Below are 17,390 nucleotides of genomic sequence, written 5' to 3' on the forward strand. Positions count from 1 at the left end.
CCTGAGCCACCACGATCCGGTCCGAGGTGGTGGCTCAGGCACCGCCGGGCCTCGGAACCTGCGGACGAGGGTCAGGGGCGGGAGGCGCGGGCCGACAGGTCCGCCCAGACCTCGGCGACGCGGGCCTCGAGGGTGGTGCGGTCGCCGGAGTTGTCGACGACGAGGTCGGCGACGGCGAGGCGGGCCTCGCGGGTGGCCTGGGCGGCCACGCGGGCGCGGGCGTCGTCCTCGGTGGTGCCGCGGTCGCGGACGATCCGCTCGACCTGCTGCTCGACGGGGAGGTCGACCACCACGACGACGTCGCACTCGCGGTACTGGCCCATCTCCACCAGCAGCGGGTTGTCGTGCACCACCACCGCGTCCGGGCCCGCGGCCACCTCGCGCGAGCGCTGCAGGGCGCGGACGGCCGGGTGCGTGATCGCCTCGAGCTCACGCCGCCGGGCCTCGTCGGCGAACACGACGGCGCCGAGCGCCGGACGGTCGAGCGACCCGTCGGGGGCGATCACGTCGGGGCCGAAGGCGCGCTCGATCTCGGCCAGTGCCGGGGAGCCGGGCTCGACCACCTCGCGGGCGAGACGGTCGGCGTCCACCACCACCGCCCCGTGGTCGGCGAGCAGGGCCGAGACGGTGCTCTTGCCCGATCCGATGCCCCCGGTCAGTCCCACACGCAGCATGGGCCGATCCTCTCAGGCGCCGCGCGCCCCGAAGGTGGTGCGGTAGGCCTGCGGCGTCGTGCCGCGCACCTGGCCGAAGTGGTGACGCAGGGTGGCGGCGTTGCCGAACCCCGCACGCCGCGCCACCTGCTCCACCGCCAGCCCCGTGGTCTCGAGCATCTCCTCGGCGAGCGCGACGCGCTGCGTGGTCACCCACTGGTGCGGCGTGGTGCCGGTCTCGTCGCGGAAGCGCCGGGCGAACGTCCGGGCCGACATGTGGGCGCGCCGGGCCAGCACCTCCACCGAGAGGTCCTCGTCGAGGTGCTCGCCGGCCCACGCGAGCACCGGCTCGAGCGTGTCGGCGGTGGTGGCGACGATGGGGGTGCGGACGTACTGCGCCTGCCCGCCGTCGCGGTGCGGCGGCACCACCATGCGACGGGCCGTGGTGGCGGCGACGCGGGAGCCGAACTCCTCGCGCATCACGTGCAGGCACGCGTCGATGCCGGCCGCCGAGCCCGCCCCGGTGACGACGCGCTCGTCCTCGACGTAGAGGACGTCGGGCTCGACGTGGGCCAGCGGGTAGGCCGCCTGGAGCCGTTCGGCGTAGCGCCAGTGGGTGGTGCAGCGGCGTCCGTCGAGCAGGCCGGCGGCCCCGAGGGTGAACACCGCGCTGCACGAGGCGAGCACGCGGGCACCCCGTGCGTGAGCCGCCTGCAGCGCCTCGACGACGGCGTCCGAGACCTGCGAGTAGTCGCGCTTGGCGGCCACGGCCACCAGGTCGGCCTCGGCCAGCCGCTCCAGGCCGTGCTCGACGTGCAGGTCCATGCCCGAGGAGCTGCGGACGCGTCCGGGCACGTCGGTGCAGAAGTCGAAGTCGAAGGTCGGGCAGTCGTCCTCGGGGTGGTGCGGCTCGTTCCAGACCTCGTTGAGCACGCCGATGCCGAACGGCTCGGCGTCGTCGAGGACCACGGCGGCCACGTTCGTCAGCATCGGGCCATGCTGCCCCGCAGTTGGCAGGAAATCAAGCAGCAGTGGCACGCCTGCCACTCGTGGCAGGATCACGACGGGAGGAAAATTACTGCCATGACCCTCCTCCTCGCCCTCGCCCTCGTCGTCGCGGTCGCCCTCCTGGTCCACGGCCTGCGCACGCTCGTCTCCCACGACGGGTTCGGCCACCGCCCGCTCCCCCGCAGCCACCGCGACGAGCAGTCGCTCGAGCTGCGCACCTGGCGCGGCTGAGCCGGTCTCAACCGGCAGGCGTCTCCTCGGACGCCGGCAGCGCGCCGATCCTCACCTGGTGGCCGAACGGGTCCCGCGCCAGCGACACCCGCTCGCCCCACGGCATGTCGGTGGGCTTCTCGAGCACCTCGGCGCCGCGACCCGCCGCCGTCCGGGTGACCTCGTCGACGTCGTCCACGTAGATCCACAGCACGACGCCCGCGGGCACCACCGGCCGCTCGGCGACCGTCAGGCCGAGCTCGGAGCGTCCCATCGCCAGGCTGACGTACGCCGGCTCGCCCTCGGCCGGGAACCGGTACCGCTCGGCACCGCCCAGCGTCCGACCGTAGAAGTCCAGGGCCGCACCGAGGTCGCCGACCTCGAGGATCGGGAAGCAGGACACGATCATCGCCGCAGCATAGGCCGCCCGCGGGGCGGGCGGGAGGCCTGCGACGGCGCTACCGCCGTCGCTGCACCACGTCGCCCCGCTTCACGAACGTCATCCGGTGGCCGGTCCAGACCCAGAGGTAGCGGTCGCTGCCCCGCACCACCGTGCGGTCGCCGGGCACCGAGCCGTCGAAGGACTTGGCGTAGTAGTAGTCCGACCGCACGTCGGCGTCGCCCACCACGTACTGCTGGCCGGGCTTCAGCGTGTACTCGATCGGCAGCACCGCCTGGTACGGCACCGGGTCGCGGTAGGCGGCCTGCTCGGGGTAGGCCCGGCCGTACGTGGGCGCCGACGTCGAACCGGGCCTGACCGTCACCACGGTGCCGTGGCCCCGCACCAGCACGGGACGTGACGCCGGGTTGCGCAGCCAGACCAGCTCACCGGCCCACGCCACCTGCACCCACTCGCCCTGCACCGCGTGCACCACCAGCTGGGTGCCGGCCGCCGCGCGGCCGCCGATCTCGGACGCGCCCGTCGTCGACGCCGAGCCGTCGGGCCTCCAGCCGGCGTCCCGGGCCAGCGGGGCGGACGCGTCGGGAGCCTGGCGCAGCTCGACGTAGTTGGTGCCCGACGTCGGGTCGCACGCGCCCGACCCCGGCGACGCCTCCTCGCACCCGGTGACGACGTGCCGGTTGCCGTCGTAGCCCGGGCGCACCGTGACGACGTCGCCCGCGACGACCCGCGTGGTGGCCCTGCGCGCGCCGCCGATCGGGGCGCGGACGAGGTCCATGTAGTGCTCCCAGTCCCAGTACGGGCCCGGGTCCCAGTGGACGTTCCTCGTCGCACCGGGCACGGTGCCGGGCACCTGGTCGTGGCCGATGACGTGCGCGCGGTCGCGCGGCACGTCGTACTTCGCGGTCAGGTACCGCACCAGCCTCGCCGACGCGCGGTACTGCGCCTCGGTGAACCAGCCCGACGTGCCGGCCTTGCCCTCGTGCTCGATGCCGATCGAGTGCGTGTTGATCCACCAGTTGCCCGCCTGGTAGCCGACGTCCTTCGGGTCGAGGTGCTGCACGACGTGCCCGTCGGAGGACCGCACCGTGTAGTTCCACGAGACGTTCGAGCGCGGGTCGGAGATGGTGGCGATCGTCCCGTCGTAGTCGCTCTCGGTGTCGTGCACGACGATGAAGTCGATGTCGAGGTCCCGGGGGCGGTCCGCCTGGTCGTAGTTGCCGTAGCCGCCCGTCGCCGGGTCCTGGGTGTAGGGCGACGGCAGCCACTCGCAGTCGAGCGTCCTCGGGCAGTCCACCGGCCCACGACGCCCGCGCGGGGCCGTCGGCGCCGCCAGGTCGGGGTCGGCCGCCAGGGCCACCTGCTCGCCGGTGGCGGTGGTGCCGCTCTGGCCCTCGCGCATCAGCTCCCAGGTGAGGTCGACGAGGTCCTGCCCGTCGCCCTCGCCGGCCCAGCGGGCCACCGCACCGCGCCACGACGCCAGCGACGACGCCTCGCCGGCGTGCCAGGACGCGAGCACCGCGGCACCGCCGCAGACGTTGGACGCCGGGTCGTCCACCAGCGCACGGCGGCTCAGACCGGTGAGCGCGGCCGCCTGGTCCAGCGGCGAGGCCTCGGACGCGCGGGAGTCGTCACCGCGGGCGTCCTCGGGAGCCGTCGGCGACAGGTTCATCACGCCGTACCCGCCCGTGCGACTGGCCGCGCCGTCGTGGTCCTGCCACCTCGACTGCAGGTACGACACCGCCGTGAGCAGCCGCTCGGGGACGCCCGCCGACGCCGAGGCGCGGGCCAGGGCCTGGTCGACCGACGTGCCGGGGCGGGCCCACGAGCAGTCGACGGCGGGTGACGCGGGTGCGGCGGAGGCCGGCACGACGGTGGGGACGAGCGCCGCGGCGAGCCCGCCGACGACGGTGAGCGCGGCGACGCGCAGGCGTGTGGACGACATGAGGGCCTTGTGCCCCGCACGGACCGTGCTCAAACCGTTTCGCCGGACAACCTTCCCGGACGGGTCGGCCCGGGACGCACGACGGCCCCCACCCCGTGAGGGGTGAGGGCCGTCGTGGTGGAGCGGTGCTGACTACTCGCCGCCGCCCGTGAGCTTCTCGCGGAGCGCCTGCAGCGCCTCGTCCGAGGCGAGCGAGCCGCCCGTGGACGCGGGGGCCGCGGGACGCGCCGGCGCGTCGCCGTCGTCGTCACCCTCGTCGTCCGAGGACGACGTGCTGGCTGCCTCGCTGGAGTACGAGCCGGCCTGGCCCGCCTCGAGGTCGGCCTGCTCGGCGTCGACGATCTGCTTCTTGTGGGCCTCCCAGCGGGAGTGGGCCTCGGCGTACTGGCGCTCCCAGGTGGCGCGCTGCTCGTCGAAGCCGTCCTTCCACTCGTTGGTCTCCGGGTCGAAGCCCTCGGGGTAGATGTAGTTGCCCTGGTCGTCGTACGACGACGTCATTCCGTACAGCGTGGGGTCGAACTCGTCGTCACCCTGCGCGGCGGCGGTCTCGTTGGCCTGCTTCAGCGAAAGCGAGATCCGGCGACGCTCGAGGTCGATGTCGATGATCTTGACCATGACCGAGTCGTTGACCTGCACGACCTGCTCGGGGATCTCGACGTGACGCTCGGCGAGCTCGGAGATGTGCACGAGGCCCTCGATGCCCTCCTCGACGCGGACGAACGCACCGAACGGCACCAGCTTGGTGGCCTTTCCGGGGACGATCTGACCTATCTGGTGGGTGCGGGCGAAGTGCTGCCAGGGGTCCTCCTGCGTCGCCTTGAGCGACAGCGAGACGCGCTCGCGGTCCATGTCGACGTCGAGCACCTCCACGGTGACCTCGTCGCCGACGGTGACGACCTCGCTCGGGTGGTCGATGTGCTTCCACGAGAGCTCGGAGACGTGCACCAGGCCGTCGACGCCGCCCAGGTCCACGAACGCACCGAAGTTGACGATCGAGGAGACCTGGCCCTTGCGGACCTGGCCCTTCTGGAGCTGGGTGAGGAAGTTCTGGCGGACCTCGGACTGGGTCTGCTCGAGCCAGGCGCGACGCGACAGGACCACGTTGTTGCGGTTCTTGTCGAGCTCGATGATCTTGGCCTCGATCTTCTGGCCGACGTACGGGGCGAGGTCGCGCACGCGGCGCATCTCGACCAGCGACGCGGGCAGGAAGCCGCGGAGCCCGATGTCCAGGATGAGGCCGCCCTTGACGACCTCGATGACGGTGCCCTCGACGACGCCGTCCTCGTCCTTGATCTTCTCGATGTCGCCCCAGGCGCGCTCGTACTGCGCACGCTTCTTCGACAGGATCAGGCGACCCTCCTTGTCCTCCTTCTGGAGGACGAGGGCCTCGACCGCGTCGCCCACGGCGACGACGTCGTTGGGGTCCACGTCGTGCTTGATCGACAGCTCGCGCGAGGGGATGACGCCCTCGGTCTTGTAGCCGATGTCGAGCAGGACCTCGTCGCGGTCCACCTTGACGATGGTGCCCTCGACGATGTCGCCGTCGTTGAAGTACTTGATGGTCAGGTCGATGGCTGCGAGGAAGTCCTCTTCCGAGCCGATGTCGTTGACGGCGACCTGGGGGATGCCTGTGGTGGGGAGTGAAGCGATGCTGGACGTCATAGGTGGGATGGGCTCCGATGGATGGATGGGCTCGTGCGGGCGCGTCAGGGCAGCCAGTGGATCGCGGGTGACGGGAGGAACACCGGGAGGTCGATCGACCACCTGGCCCTCGTGCCCGACATGGGCGCGAGCAATCGCCTGCTCCGTCCGAGGGTCATGCAGGCTGAAGACGCCTGCTCAACGATACGCGCCCACCGGGCCACGGTGCAACGCGGGGCGACCCCGTCGTTCCCCGTGGTGACGGGGCAGGACGCCCGTCAGCGACGCGGGGCGAGGAACGCGGCGAGCGCGGCGGCGTACTGCGGGACGTCGGCGGCGGCCATCAGCTCGCGCGCGGCGTGCATCGCGAGCTGCGGGGCGCCGACGTCGACGGTCGAGACGCCGGTCTGGGCCGCCGTCATCGGGCCGACGGTCGACCCGCACGGGAGGTCGGCCCGGTGCACGTACCGCTGCAGCGGCACGCCGGCCTGCTCGCAGGCCAGCGCGAAGACGGCGCCGCTGCCCGCGTCGGTGGCGTAGCGCAGGTTCTGGTTGACCTTGAGCACCGGCCCGCCGCCGGGGACGATGCGGTGCGCCGGCTCGTGGCGGTCGGCGTAGTTGGGGTGCGTCGCGTGCGACATGTCGCCCGAGGCGACCACGGACCCCGCGAGCGCGCGGTGCAGGTCCTCGCGCGCACCGCGCGCCGCCAGCACAAGACGCTCGAGAACGGTGACCAGGAGCCGTGAGGAGGCGCCGCGGTCGGACTGGCTGCCCACCTCCTCGTGGTCGAACAGCGCCAGCACCGGCACGACCCCCGCGTCGACGTCGGCCGCGGCCAGCAGCGCCTCGAGGCCGGAGAAGCAGGTGCCCTGGTTGTCCAGGCGCGGCGCGCTGAGCAGGTCGCCGGCCGCCCCGGTGACGCGGCTCGGCGCGGTGTCGTGCGTCATCAGCTCCCACGCGAGCAGGTCGGACGCCTCGGCGCCGACGGACGCGGCCACCAGCTCGAGGACGGACGCACCGCCGTCGAGCCCGGTGACGGCGTCCACGTGGCGCTGGGGGTCGAGGGTGACGCCGCGGCGCTCCTCGCTGAGGTGGATCGCCAGCTGGGGCACCCGCAGGACGGGCTGCTCGACGTGCACGAGCGCGGTGCGCGACCCTGCGCCGTCGCGGACCGTGACCCGTCCGCTCAGCCCGAGGTCGCGGTCGAGCCAGGAGTTCAGGTGAGCGCCGCCGTACGGCTCCAGCGCCACGGTGCGCCAGCCGTCGCGTCGCCCGTCGGGGTGCTGCTTGAGCCGCAGGTTGGGGCTGTCGGTGTGGCCGGCGAGCACCCGGAACGGCGTGGTGGGTCCGACCGACGACGCCGTCGACCACGCGACGAGCGAGCCGCCGCGCACCAGGTAGTGGCGTCCGGGCTCGGTGGGCCAGGCGTCGGTCTCGGCGACGGCGGTGAAGCCCGCCGCCTCCAGCGCGGCGGCGACGGTCGCGCAGACGTGGAACGGCGACGGCGACGCGTCGACGAACGCGGCCAGGCGCTCGGCGGTCGCACGGGCGGTGACGGGGTGGGCCATGCCGCGAGGCTACCGGCGGCGCGCGCCGTCTCCGAGCACAAGGTCCTCTCAAGATGCGGTGGCCCGATAGAGCCATTTTCCTCTGATTCTCAACGGCTCATCAAGAATCGGTCCACTCTCCACCACGTGGGGTACTCACCAGGCGAAACGGACCTAGCGTCCAGCCCATGAAGCGACTTCTCGGGACGGTTCTCTCCTGCGCCCTCGGCGCGAGCACCCTCGCTCTGCTGCCTACCACCTCGGCGCAGGCCGCGCCGGTCACCACCGCCGCGTACTCCTCGACCGCCTCCGGCCAGGCAGCCCAGGTGGCCCTGAAGGTGCTCGGCGCCTCGGTGCTGAACACGCGGGTCGCGTCCGGCACCGCCTCCACGGACTCGACGAAGGCCGCGAGCTCGAGCGCGTCGACGTCGAACCTGTCGGCCGCGCTGCTCGGTGCCGGGCTCACTCCCGCCACCAGCAGCGCGCAGACCGCTCCCCCGAACCTCGCCGACGCGTCCACCGGCACCCTGCCCGCGCTGGACGTCCTCGGCCTCGGCGTCGGCGTCCTGGGTGGCAGCAGCCGGGCGCAGGCTCCCGTCGCAGGGGTGTGCCCCGACGGAGGCGTGCTCGCCCGCGCCGAGTCGACCACCGCGGGCATCGACCTGCAGCCGGCGGGCCTGGTCCAGCTGCTGCGCACGTCGGCGCTGACCACCACCTCCACCACCGACCTGGTCGCCGGCACCGGAGCGCTGAACAAGCAGCTCCGCTCGACCGTCACCGGCGACGCCGCCACCCTCGGCGTCCTCGGCAACGCCGTGCAGGTGGGCATCTCTGGATCCCCGAGCCTGTCGGTCACCTCGAACGGCTCCCCGGTCTTCACCCCCGGCACCGTCACCGTCAACGGCACGCAGATCCCGCTCGGCGGCTCGACCACCGTCAACGTGGCCCTCGTCGGCTCGGTGACGGTCCGGGTGAACGCCGCGCCCACCACCACGTCCGGCACGAGCTCGATCTCGGTCGTCAGCCTCGACATCAGCCTGCTCAGCACCGGCATCCTGCTCCCTCCCGCCGCCCAGGCGACGGTCGACGTGATGCCGCTGTCGGTCTCGGCCACGGCCCCCACCTCCGGCCTGGACTGCGCCCCCGCCGCCCCGGTGATCACCACCCCCGCCGACGGCTCGACCACGAACGACTCGACGCCCACCGTCACCGGCACCGGCGTCGCCGGCTCGACCGTCACGCTGAAGGAGGGGTCGACCACGCTGTCGGACTCCATCCCCGTCGGCCCGTCCGGCGCCTGGACCTTCACGCCGACCACCGCCCTCGCCGACGGCCCGCACACGCTGACCGCCACCCAGAGCCTCGCCGGGGTCGCCTCGGCCGCCACCACCACCCGCTTCACCATCGACGCCACGGCACCCGCGGCGCCGACGATCACCTCGCCGCCCACCGGCGCCACGATCGGTCGCACCACGTTCCCGGTGACCGGCAGCGGCGAGCCCGGCGCGTCGCTCGTCGTGCGCAGCGGCGCGGTCGCGTCCTCGCCCGTCACGGTGGGCCTCGACGGCCGCTGGGCGACGACGCTCGGCCCGCTGACGCAGGGCGCGCACACCCTCACCGCCACGCAGACCGACGCCGCGGGCAACGTGTCGCAGGCGTCCTCCTCGGTCACCGTCACGGTGAACACCGCGGCGCTCGCCGCGCCGGTCATCACCGCCCCCACGAACGGCCTGGTGACCCGGACCCCGGCGCAGACCGTGCGGGTGACCGCCCGCCCCGACGCGTCGGTCCAGCTGTACGACGGCGCCACGCTGCTCGACACCGCCACCGCCAGCGCGGCCGGCGTCGTGGCGTTCTCCCGCACGCTCGCCGAGGGCACCCACACGCTGACCGCCGTCCAGACCGTCGACGGGCTCGGCCGCTCGGCCACCTCCGACCCGGTCGTCGTCCGCGTCGACACCACCGCCCCCGCCGCACCGGTCATCCGCGCCCCGCAGACCGACACCTCGACCGCCGACCCCACGCCGGACGTCAGCGGCACCGGGGAGCCCGGCGCGACCGTCACCGTCCGCGAGGGCAACCGCACGGTCTGCACCGACGTCGTCAGCGCCTCCGGCACCTTCGCGTGCACGGTCGACCCGGCACTGACCCAGGGGACCCACACCTTCGTCGCCACCCAGACCGACGCCGCCGGGAACACCTCCCCCGACAGCAACACGGTGACGATCGAGGTCGACACCGCCGCCCCCGCGGCGCCGGTCATCACCGAGCCCGCCCGCACCTCCTCCTCGACCGACACCACCCCGCTCGTCGTGGGCACGGGCGAGCGCGGCGCACGCGTGAGCGTCCGCGAGGACGGCGTGGAGCTGTGCAGCGACACCGTGGGCGCCGACGGCACCTGGTCCTGCACCACCACCGCCCTGACGCCCGGCGCGCACACGATCACCGCCGTGCAGACCGACGCCGCGGGCAACTCCTCCGACGCGGCCGAGCCCGTGACCTACACCGTGACGGTCGCCGACACCACCGCGCCCGACGCCCCGGTCATCACCGCCCCGGGCGCCACCTCCTCGGGCGAGGACCCCACCCCGCAGGTGCGCGGCACCGGTGAGCCCGGTGCGCGCGTGAGGGTGCTCGAGGGCACCGCCGAGCTGTGCGCCGACACCGTCGGCACCAGCGGCACCTGGTCCTGCACCACCACGACCCTGGCACCCGGCGCGCACACCATCACCGCCGTGCAGACCGATCCCGCCGGCAACGCCTCCGTGGCTAGCACCCCGGTCACCTACACCGTGACCGTGCCCGACACGACCGCCCCCGACGCCCCGGTCATCACCACGCCGACCGCCGGCGAGCAGACGGCCGACACCACCCCGACCGTCGAGGGCAGCGGCGAGGTCGGCGCCGTCGTCACCGTCCGCGAGGGCGCCACCGTCCTCTGCACCGACACCGTCGGGGCCGACGGTCGCTGGACCTGCGTGGTCGACCCCGCGCTGGCACCCGGCTCGCACACCGTCACGGCGACCCAGACCGACGCGGCCGGCAACGCCTCGCCCGCCAGCCCGGGCAGGACCTTCACCGTCACCGCGCCGGACACGACGCCTCCCCCGGTGCCCACCATCACCTCGCCCCTCCCCGGCTCCTCCACCCCGGACACCACGCCGACGGTGAGCGGCACGGCGGAGGCCGGCGCCACCGTCACCGTCCGCGAGGGCGCCCTGGTGCTCTGCCAGGACGAGGCCGACGCGCAGGGCGACTGGTCCTGCACGGTGAGCCCCGCGCTCAGCCCGGGTGCGCACAGCATCACCGCCACCGCCGCCGACGCCGCCGGCAACACCTCGCAGGCGACCCCGTCCGTCGGGTTCACCGTGACGGCCCTCGACACCACCGCGCCCCTCGCGCCGGTGATCGACCAGCCGGCCACCGGGACCACGTCGCCGGACGCGACGCCCACCGTGAGCGGCCGCGGCGAGGCCGGAGCCACCGTCACCGTGCTCGCGGGCGCCACGCCGGTCTGCACGGCCGTGGTCGACCGGCTCGGCACCTGGTCCTGCACGGTGAGCCCCGCGCTCGCCGTCGGCACCTACACCCTCACCGCCACCCAGGCCGACGACGCGGGCAACGTCTCGCCGGCCAGCGAGGGCGTCACCTACACGGTGGACGGCACCGACACCGAGGCGCCCACCGCACCGGTGATCACCGCGCCCGTGGGCGGCACCACGACCAACGACCAGCGCCCGACGATCGGGGGCACCGGCGAGACCGGGGCCACCGTCACCGTCCGCGAGGGCTCCACGGTCGTCTGCACCGCGGTCGTGACGGCCGGCACCTGGACGTGCACGCCGACCACCGCGCTCGACGGCGGCAGCCACACGGTGACGGCCACGCAGACCGACCCGGCCCAGAACCTGTCGGACCCCAGCCAGCCGGTGACCTTCACCGTCGAGGTCGTCGACGAGCAGGCACCCCTGGCGCCGGTCATCGCCAGCCCGACCGACGGCGACACCACCACCGACACCACCCCGACCGTCTCGGGCACCGGTGAGCCCGGCGCCACCGTGACCGTCAAGGACGGCACCACCACCGTCTGCACCGTCCGGGTGGGCACCCAGGGCGACTGGACCTGCACGCCGACCACGCCGCTGGCCGGCGGGAACCACCCGCTGACCGCGACGCAGACCGACGACGCCGACAACACCTCGCCGGTCAGCAACACCGTCACGGTCACCGTCCGCGTCCCCGACACGACGGCCCCGCCCGCACCGGTCCTCACCGCGCCGACCGGCGGGTCGACCACGGCGGACACCACGCCGACCTTCGAGGGCACCGGCGAGCCCGGCGCGGTCGTCACCGTCACCGAGGGCGGTGCGACGATCTGCACCGACACGGTGAGCGCGTCCGGACGCTGGTCCTGCACGCCCGGCACCGAGCTCGCCCCGGGTGCGCACGTCGTCGTCGCCACCCAGACCGACGACGCCGACAACACGTCGGTGGAGAGCACCCCGCTCGGCTTCACCGTCAGCGCGCCCGACACCGAGGTGGACGCGCCGGTGATCTCCGCGCCCGAGGACGGGACCAGCACCGACGACACCACCCCGACGGTCTCGGGGACCGGTGAGCCCGGCGCCGTCGTCACCGTGCGCGAGGGCACCCGCACGCTCTGCACCGACACCGTCGACACGGACGGCCGGTGGAGCTGCGTCGTCGCTCCCGCCCTGGACGCGGGCGCGCACGACCTCGTCGCCACCCAGACCGACCGGGCCGGCAACGTCTCGGACCCGAGCACCACGGTCACGGTGACGGTGACCGTCGCCGACACCCAGGCGCCGGCCGCCCCGGTCATCGAGTCGCCCGAGAACGGGGACCGCACCGCGGACACCACCCCCACCGTCTCGGGGACCGGTGAGCCCGGCGCCGTCGTCACCGTCCGCGAGGGCACCCGCACGCTCTGCACCGACACCGTCGACGAGGACGGCCGCTGGTCGTGCACCATCGCCCCCGCCCTGGCCGCCGGCGAGCACGTGCTCGTCGCCACCCAGAGCGACGACGCCGGCAACACCTCGCCCGACAGCGTCGCGGTGACCGTCACCGTCACCGTCGCCGACACCCAGGCACCGGACGCGCCGGTCATCTCGACCCCGACCGGCGGCTCGAGGACCACCGACACCACGCCGACGTTCACCGGCCGGGGCGAGCCCGGCGCCGTCGTCACCGTGCGGGAGGGCACCGCCACCGTCTGCACCGACACCGTCGACGGCAACGGCAGCTGGACGTGCACCCCCGGCCAGCCGCTGGCCGTCGGCGACCACACGTTCACCGCGACCCAGGAGGACGAGGCCGGCAACGTCTCGTCCCCCACCGCCCCGGTGGTCGTGACGATCGAGAGCGCCCCGCTGGCACCGGCTCCCCCCGTGATCACCAGCCCGGCCAACGGCAGCACGACGACCGACACCACCCCGACGATCTCCGGCACCGGCGTCGCCAGCGCCACGGTCACCGTGCGCGAGGGCACCACCCTGCTGTGCACGGCGACGGTCGGGACGGACGGCACCTGGCGGTGCACGCTCAGCTCGCCGCTGCCGGTCGGGCCGCACACGCTGGTGGCGCAGCAGCGCACGGCCACCGGCACGTCGGGGTCCTCGACCGTCGAGCGGTACAGCATCACCCGTCCCGTGACGCCGCCCGCGGCGCCCGGCGCGCCGACGATCACCGACCCGGCACAGAACCGGTACGTCTACACCCAGGCCACGTCGGTCCCCGTCACCGTGGCGGGCAACGGCACGCCCGGCGCGACCGTCACCGTCCGCGACGCCGACAACCGCGTCGTCGGCTCGGCCAAGGTCGCGACCAACGGTCGCTGGTCGCTGCGGACGGGCAAGCTGTCGTCGCGCACCTACGCCTACCGCGCCGTGCAGACGCGGTCGGGCCTCACCTCGCGCAGCAGCAACACCCGGGTCTTCCGGGTCGTGTCGCTGCGGGTGCGGATCGCCAAGGGCATCGACCCGACCAAGGCCAAGCGGCCCAAGATCCGCGGCAAGGGCACGCCGGGCGCCCGCGTCACGGTCAAGACCACCACGGGACGCGTCCTCGGCAGCGCCGTGGTCGACACCAACGGCAACTGGTCGATGAGGTCCAAGGCCCTCAAGCGCGGCACCTACAAGGTGCGGGCGTCGCAGAGCTACCGCGGCCAGAAGAGCCGCTCGACGGTGGTGAAGTTCCGGGCGCGGCCGCGCAGCTGACGGGGCCTGGAGCCTCGCCGCGACGCCGACGGCGGACGACCCACCCGGGTCGTCCGTCGTCGGCGTCCGTGCGTCAAGGGACGCCGGGTCCAGATCGGCTCAACGAATCCTCCACCGACTCCGCAGCGGCGCAAGAGACGCTCAGCAGAGGATCGAGACGGCCGGGCGCACCCCGTCCGGTCCCTAGCGTCGGGGACATGAAGCGCTACCTCGTCGGCGGTCTGGTCACCGCCCTGGCAGCCGGTGGACTCGGGTTCACCACCGGCGGAGTCGCCACCGCGAGCCCCGTCCAAGGATCCGGCGCCCAGGGCACCGCGATCTGCTCCGTCCTCCCCGTCCTGTGCCCACCCGTCACCGGCGCTCCCACCACCGGGCTCCAGACGGCCCTGGCCGCGCTGCTGGCCGGCGGCAGCACGCCGTCGCCGGCCCTCGTCCAGGACGTCGTCACCCAGCTCGGCGGCAGCAGCGACCTGCCCACCGCGACGCTGACCGCCACCGTGACCGGCGTGCTCAGCCAGCTGCAGGCCGGCAGCACCGGGTGGCCCGCGGGCACGCTGGACCCCGCGATGCTGGGCAGCACCATCGGGCAGGTCCTGGCCCAGCTGCCCGCCGGAGCGACCCCGACCCAGGTGCGGGGCCTGGTCACCAGCGTGGTCGACCTCGTCACCGGCCTGGTGCAGACCCTGACGACGGCGCTCACCGGCACCGGCGCACCCAGTGCGGCGATCTCCGACCTCGCCACGGGGCTGCTGGCCGGCGACCCCGCCGCCATCACCGCCGCGCTCACCACGCTGTCCGGCTCGCTCGACCCCGCCCAGCTCCAGTCCCTGGTCGGGACGCTGGTCTCGGCCCTGGGCGACCTCGGCGGCACCGGCAGCCCCTTCGACGCGGCCGACCTCCAGGCGCTGCTCGGCACGCTCGTCGACGCCGTCGGCGACGCGGCCGGCGGCACCCTCGACCCGGCGAAGGTGCAGGGCCTGCTCACCGGCCTCGTCGACGCCCTCACCGGCGCGAACGCGTCCGACCCGTTCGGGTCGCTGACGCAGATCGCGCGAGAGCTCATCACCACGCTCCAGGGGCTCGGGACGTCGACCGTCACCAACCTCACCGTGCTCGTCAACCGGCTGCTCCCGGTCGCCGGGCTCCCGACGGTCCCGACCACGCCCACGACGCCGACCAGGCCCGGGGCACCCGCGTCCGCCGCGCTCGCCACCCCGAGCCTGGCCGTCGCGAAGTACGACACCACCAAGCGGCCCCGGTTCAGCGGCCGCGGCACCGCCGGGGCGACGGTCACCGTCCGCACCACCGCCGGCCGCGTGCTGGCGACCGTGCGGGTGCCGTCCGGGGGCAGCTGGGCGGTGAAGTCCAAGCCGAAGCTGAAGCGGGCGGCGTACAAGGTCGTCGCGCGTCAGTCGGCGAGCGGACGCACCGGCTCGGCCGCGTCGGCCACCCGCACGGTGCGCGTCGTCAGCGCCAAGCCGGTGCAGACGACCACGAGGTCCACCAAGGCCAACCGCCCGACCTTCACCGGCGTCGGTTACCCCGGGGCCAGGATCACCGTCCGCACCAAGGCCGGCCGCGCCCTCGCCACCACCAAGGTGAAGAGCAACGGCACCTACAAGGTCCGCTCGAGGAAGACCCTGCGCAACGGCTCGTACAAGATCCGCGTCACCCAGAAGCGCGGGTCCAAGACCCTCAAGTCCACGTTCCGCACCGTCCGGGTGCGCTGAGCCCGGCGTCCGAGGCGCCGCCCACCAGCGAGGGTGCCATCGGGGACACTGTCCCCGATGGCACCCTCCTCCACGTCCCGCCCCGACGAGCCCGCCGGCCCCGCCGAGGTCGAGCGCGCCAACCGCGCCGAGTGGGACCAGATGGCCGACGAGTACCAGGCCGAGCACGGCGCGTTCCTCGGCGACGCCGGCTTCCGCTGGTCGCCCGAGGGGGCCGACGAGGCCGACCTGCACCTGCTGGGCGACGTCGCCGGGCTGGACGTCCTCGAGATCGGGTGCGGGGCCGCCCAGTGCTCGCGCTGGCTGCTCGACCGGGGCGCGCGCCCGGTCGGGATCGACCTGTCCACGCGGCAGCTGCAGCACTCCCGCCGCCTCGACGACGACGCCGACGTCCACGTGCCCGTGGTCGCCGGCACCGCGACCGCCCTGCCGTTCGCGGACCGGTCGTTCGACGCGGTCTGCTCGGCGTTCGGGGCGCTGCCGTTCGTCGCCGACGTCGACGCGGCCATGGCCGAGGTGGCACGCGTGGCGCGTCCGGGCGGGTCCTGGGTGTTCTCGGTGACCCACCCGGTGCGGTGGATGTTCCCCGACGACCCCACCGAGGCCGGCCTGCGCGTGGTCCGCTCCTACTTCGACCGCGAGCCGTACGAGGAGCGCACCGAGGACGGAGCGCTCGCGTACGCCGAGCACCACCGCACCGTCGGCGACTGGGTGCGTGCCGTGGTGGCCGCGGGCTTCGTCGTCGACGACCTCGTCGAGCCCGAGTGGTCGCCCGGCAACACCCACGTGTGGGGCGGCTGGGGCCCCGAGCGCGGCGCCACCCTCCCCGGCACCGCGATCCTGCGCACCCACCTCGGCTGACCCCGCCCCGGACGCACCGACGCCCGCCGTCCCCCTGAGGGCGGCGGGCGTCGACGCACCGAGTCGGTGGTGTCAGACGGCGGTGTGGTCGCCTCGCACCTCGGCGCCGCGGCCGCGGCGCAGCAGCACCACGCCGCCGGCCACGAGGACGACGCCGAGCACCAGGCCGCCGATCGGGACGTAGAGCCGGATGGCCTTGAGCGACGAGGCACGCGAGGCGTACTCGTCGACGGTGTCGCTGACCGTCTTGTCGTCGTAGCCGAGCGTGGCCTTGGTGATCGTGGCCTTGGTCTCGCCGTCGACCGCGAGGGTCGAGAGCTGGTCCTCCTGGCCCTTGATGATCACGCCGGTCTCGGGCTCGACCCACAGGGTGCGGGTGTTGGCGTACATCCGGTCGGCGGTGACCGACGGCGTCGACGCCTCGCCCACGAGCGAGCCGGGCACCGCGAGCTCGGCGATCTTGGTGGCCGGGATCTTCTGCTCGTACTTGTAGACCGCGAGACCGTCGATCTCGTCGGTGTCGACGAACGTCGCGTCGGTGGCCTTGCGCAGCGAGCCGTCCCAGAACTGGTAGGTCTTCTTCTGGGCGTTGAAGGGGAACTTGAAGTACTGCCCCGTGAAGGTGACGTCGTCCTTGACGCCGGCGGACTCGGTGGTCTCGCCGTCCCACTTCACGGCCGCACCGGTGTGCCGGTCGAACGCGACGAGGTCTCGCGTGCCGCTGAGCGGGTCGCCCGAGGCCGGGTCGAACCCGGGCGGGGCGACGTAGGACAAGGTGTCCCAGACCGCGACGTCCTCGCCGAGGTCGTCGGTGGCCTTCTTGCTGTCCTCGACCTGGCCGACCACCTGGCGCCTGGACTCGAGCGGCCCGGTCTCGATCGCGGGTCCGCCCTCGGCGGCCACGTTCAGGTAGGTGGCGTCGCCGTCGCCCGTCGTGGACTGCGTGGTGGACTGCTGGTCCAGCGGCACCACGGCGAGCTGGTCGTAGGCGTAGAACCGTGCCAGGGCCGCCAGGGCCAGCAGGAACACGCCGACGAACAGCAGAACGAAACCAGTCTTCTTGCCCACTAGGGCTCCCTCCAGAGCGTCAGAACGCTCGGACATTACCAGTGAGTAGGGAGTTCGCCTACGCTTTGGATCAAACCGATATCGAGCG

The 17,390-nt window shown here is 73.9% G+C and carries 11 protein-coding genes; 4 read left to right on the forward strand and 7 right to left on the reverse strand.

Features of this window, described 5'->3' with window-relative positions:
• Positions 1 to 71: 71 nt before the first annotated feature.
• Together coaE and ACI6PP_RS01940 are read right to left on the reverse strand one after the other, a co-directional pair.
• Positions 72 to 674 carry a dephospho-CoA kinase gene (coaE, locus tag ACI6PP_RS01935; protein WP_421108605.1) on the reverse strand — a complete coding sequence of 201 codons (603 nt, stop codon included), beginning with the start codon at positions 672 to 674 and terminating at the stop codon, positions 72 to 74.
• Positions 675 to 686: 12 nt separating this feature from the next.
• The gene (locus ACI6PP_RS01940; protein ID WP_421108606.1) at positions 687 to 1,643 is read right to left on the reverse strand and encodes a helix-turn-helix domain-containing protein; all 957 of its coding nucleotides are present in this window, start codon (positions 1,641 to 1,643) and stop codon (positions 687 to 689) included.
• A gap of 93 nt (positions 1,644 to 1,736) precedes the next feature.
• Between ACI6PP_RS01940 and ACI6PP_RS01945 the strand changes: the two genes are divergently transcribed.
• Positions 1,737 to 1,892 (forward strand): hypothetical protein, encoded by a 156-nt coding sequence (locus ACI6PP_RS01945; protein ID WP_421108607.1) that lies wholly within the window; start codon positions 1,737 to 1,739, stop codon positions 1,890 to 1,892.
• A 7-nt stretch (positions 1,893 to 1,899) separates the two neighbouring features.
• Here the strand turns inward: ACI6PP_RS01945 and ACI6PP_RS01950 are convergent, their stop codons facing one another.
• The 4 genes from ACI6PP_RS01950 to ACI6PP_RS01965 form a co-directional block, all read right to left on the reverse strand.
• Complete coding sequence (locus tag ACI6PP_RS01950; RefSeq protein ID WP_421108609.1) at positions 1,900 to 2,280, reverse strand: VOC family protein; 381 nt, start codon at positions 2,278 to 2,280, stop codon at positions 1,900 to 1,902.
• Between the two features lie 49 nt (positions 2,281 to 2,329).
• The gene (locus ACI6PP_RS01955; protein ID WP_421108610.1) at positions 2,330 to 4,216 is read right to left on the reverse strand and encodes an N-acetylmuramoyl-L-alanine amidase; all 1,887 of its coding nucleotides are present in this window, start codon (positions 4,214 to 4,216) and stop codon (positions 2,330 to 2,332) included.
• 132 nt (positions 4,217 to 4,348) lie between these two features.
• Positions 4,349 to 5,878: a 30S ribosomal protein S1 gene (rpsA, locus tag ACI6PP_RS01960; RefSeq protein ID WP_421108612.1), complete on the reverse strand. Its 1,530-nt coding sequence runs from the start codon at positions 5,876 to 5,878 to the stop codon at positions 4,349 to 4,351.
• Positions 5,879 to 6,135: 257 nt separating this feature from the next.
• The gene (locus ACI6PP_RS01965; RefSeq protein WP_421108614.1) at positions 6,136 to 7,425 is read right to left on the reverse strand and encodes a M18 family aminopeptidase; all 1,290 of its coding nucleotides are present in this window, start codon (positions 7,423 to 7,425) and stop codon (positions 6,136 to 6,138) included.
• 167 nt (positions 7,426 to 7,592) lie between these two features.
• Between ACI6PP_RS01965 and ACI6PP_RS01970 the strand changes: the two genes are divergently transcribed.
• From ACI6PP_RS01970 to ACI6PP_RS01980, 3 genes are all read left to right on the forward strand, one after another.
• Positions 7,593 to 13,643 (forward strand): Ig-like domain-containing protein, encoded by a 6,051-nt coding sequence (locus tag ACI6PP_RS01970; RefSeq protein ID WP_421108616.1) that lies wholly within the window; start codon positions 7,593 to 7,595, stop codon positions 13,641 to 13,643.
• A gap of 197 nt (positions 13,644 to 13,840) precedes the next feature.
• The gene (locus ACI6PP_RS01975; RefSeq protein ID WP_421108618.1) at positions 13,841 to 15,373 is read left to right on the forward strand and encodes an Ig-like domain-containing protein; all 1,533 of its coding nucleotides are present in this window, start codon (positions 13,841 to 13,843) and stop codon (positions 15,371 to 15,373) included.
• A gap of 57 nt (positions 15,374 to 15,430) precedes the next feature.
• Positions 15,431 to 16,234 (forward strand): class I SAM-dependent methyltransferase, encoded by an 804-nt coding sequence (locus tag ACI6PP_RS01980; protein WP_421108619.1) that lies wholly within the window; start codon positions 15,431 to 15,433, stop codon positions 16,232 to 16,234.
• 72 nt (positions 16,235 to 16,306) lie between these two features.
• Here ACI6PP_RS01980 and pgfA read toward each other — a convergent pair whose 3' ends face one another.
• Positions 16,307 to 17,338, reverse strand: a complete 1,032-nt coding sequence (gene pgfA / locus ACI6PP_RS01985; protein ID WP_421108621.1) for a cell envelope lipid trafficking protein PgfA — start codon at positions 17,336 to 17,338, stop codon at positions 16,307 to 16,309.
• Between the last annotated feature and the right edge of the window lie 52 nt (positions 17,339 to 17,390).

It is taken from the genome of Solicola agrisoli (genome assembly GCF_049059935.1).
Taxonomy (GTDB): domain Bacteria; phylum Actinomycetota; class Actinomycetes; order Propionibacteriales; family Nocardioidaceae; genus JAURVT01.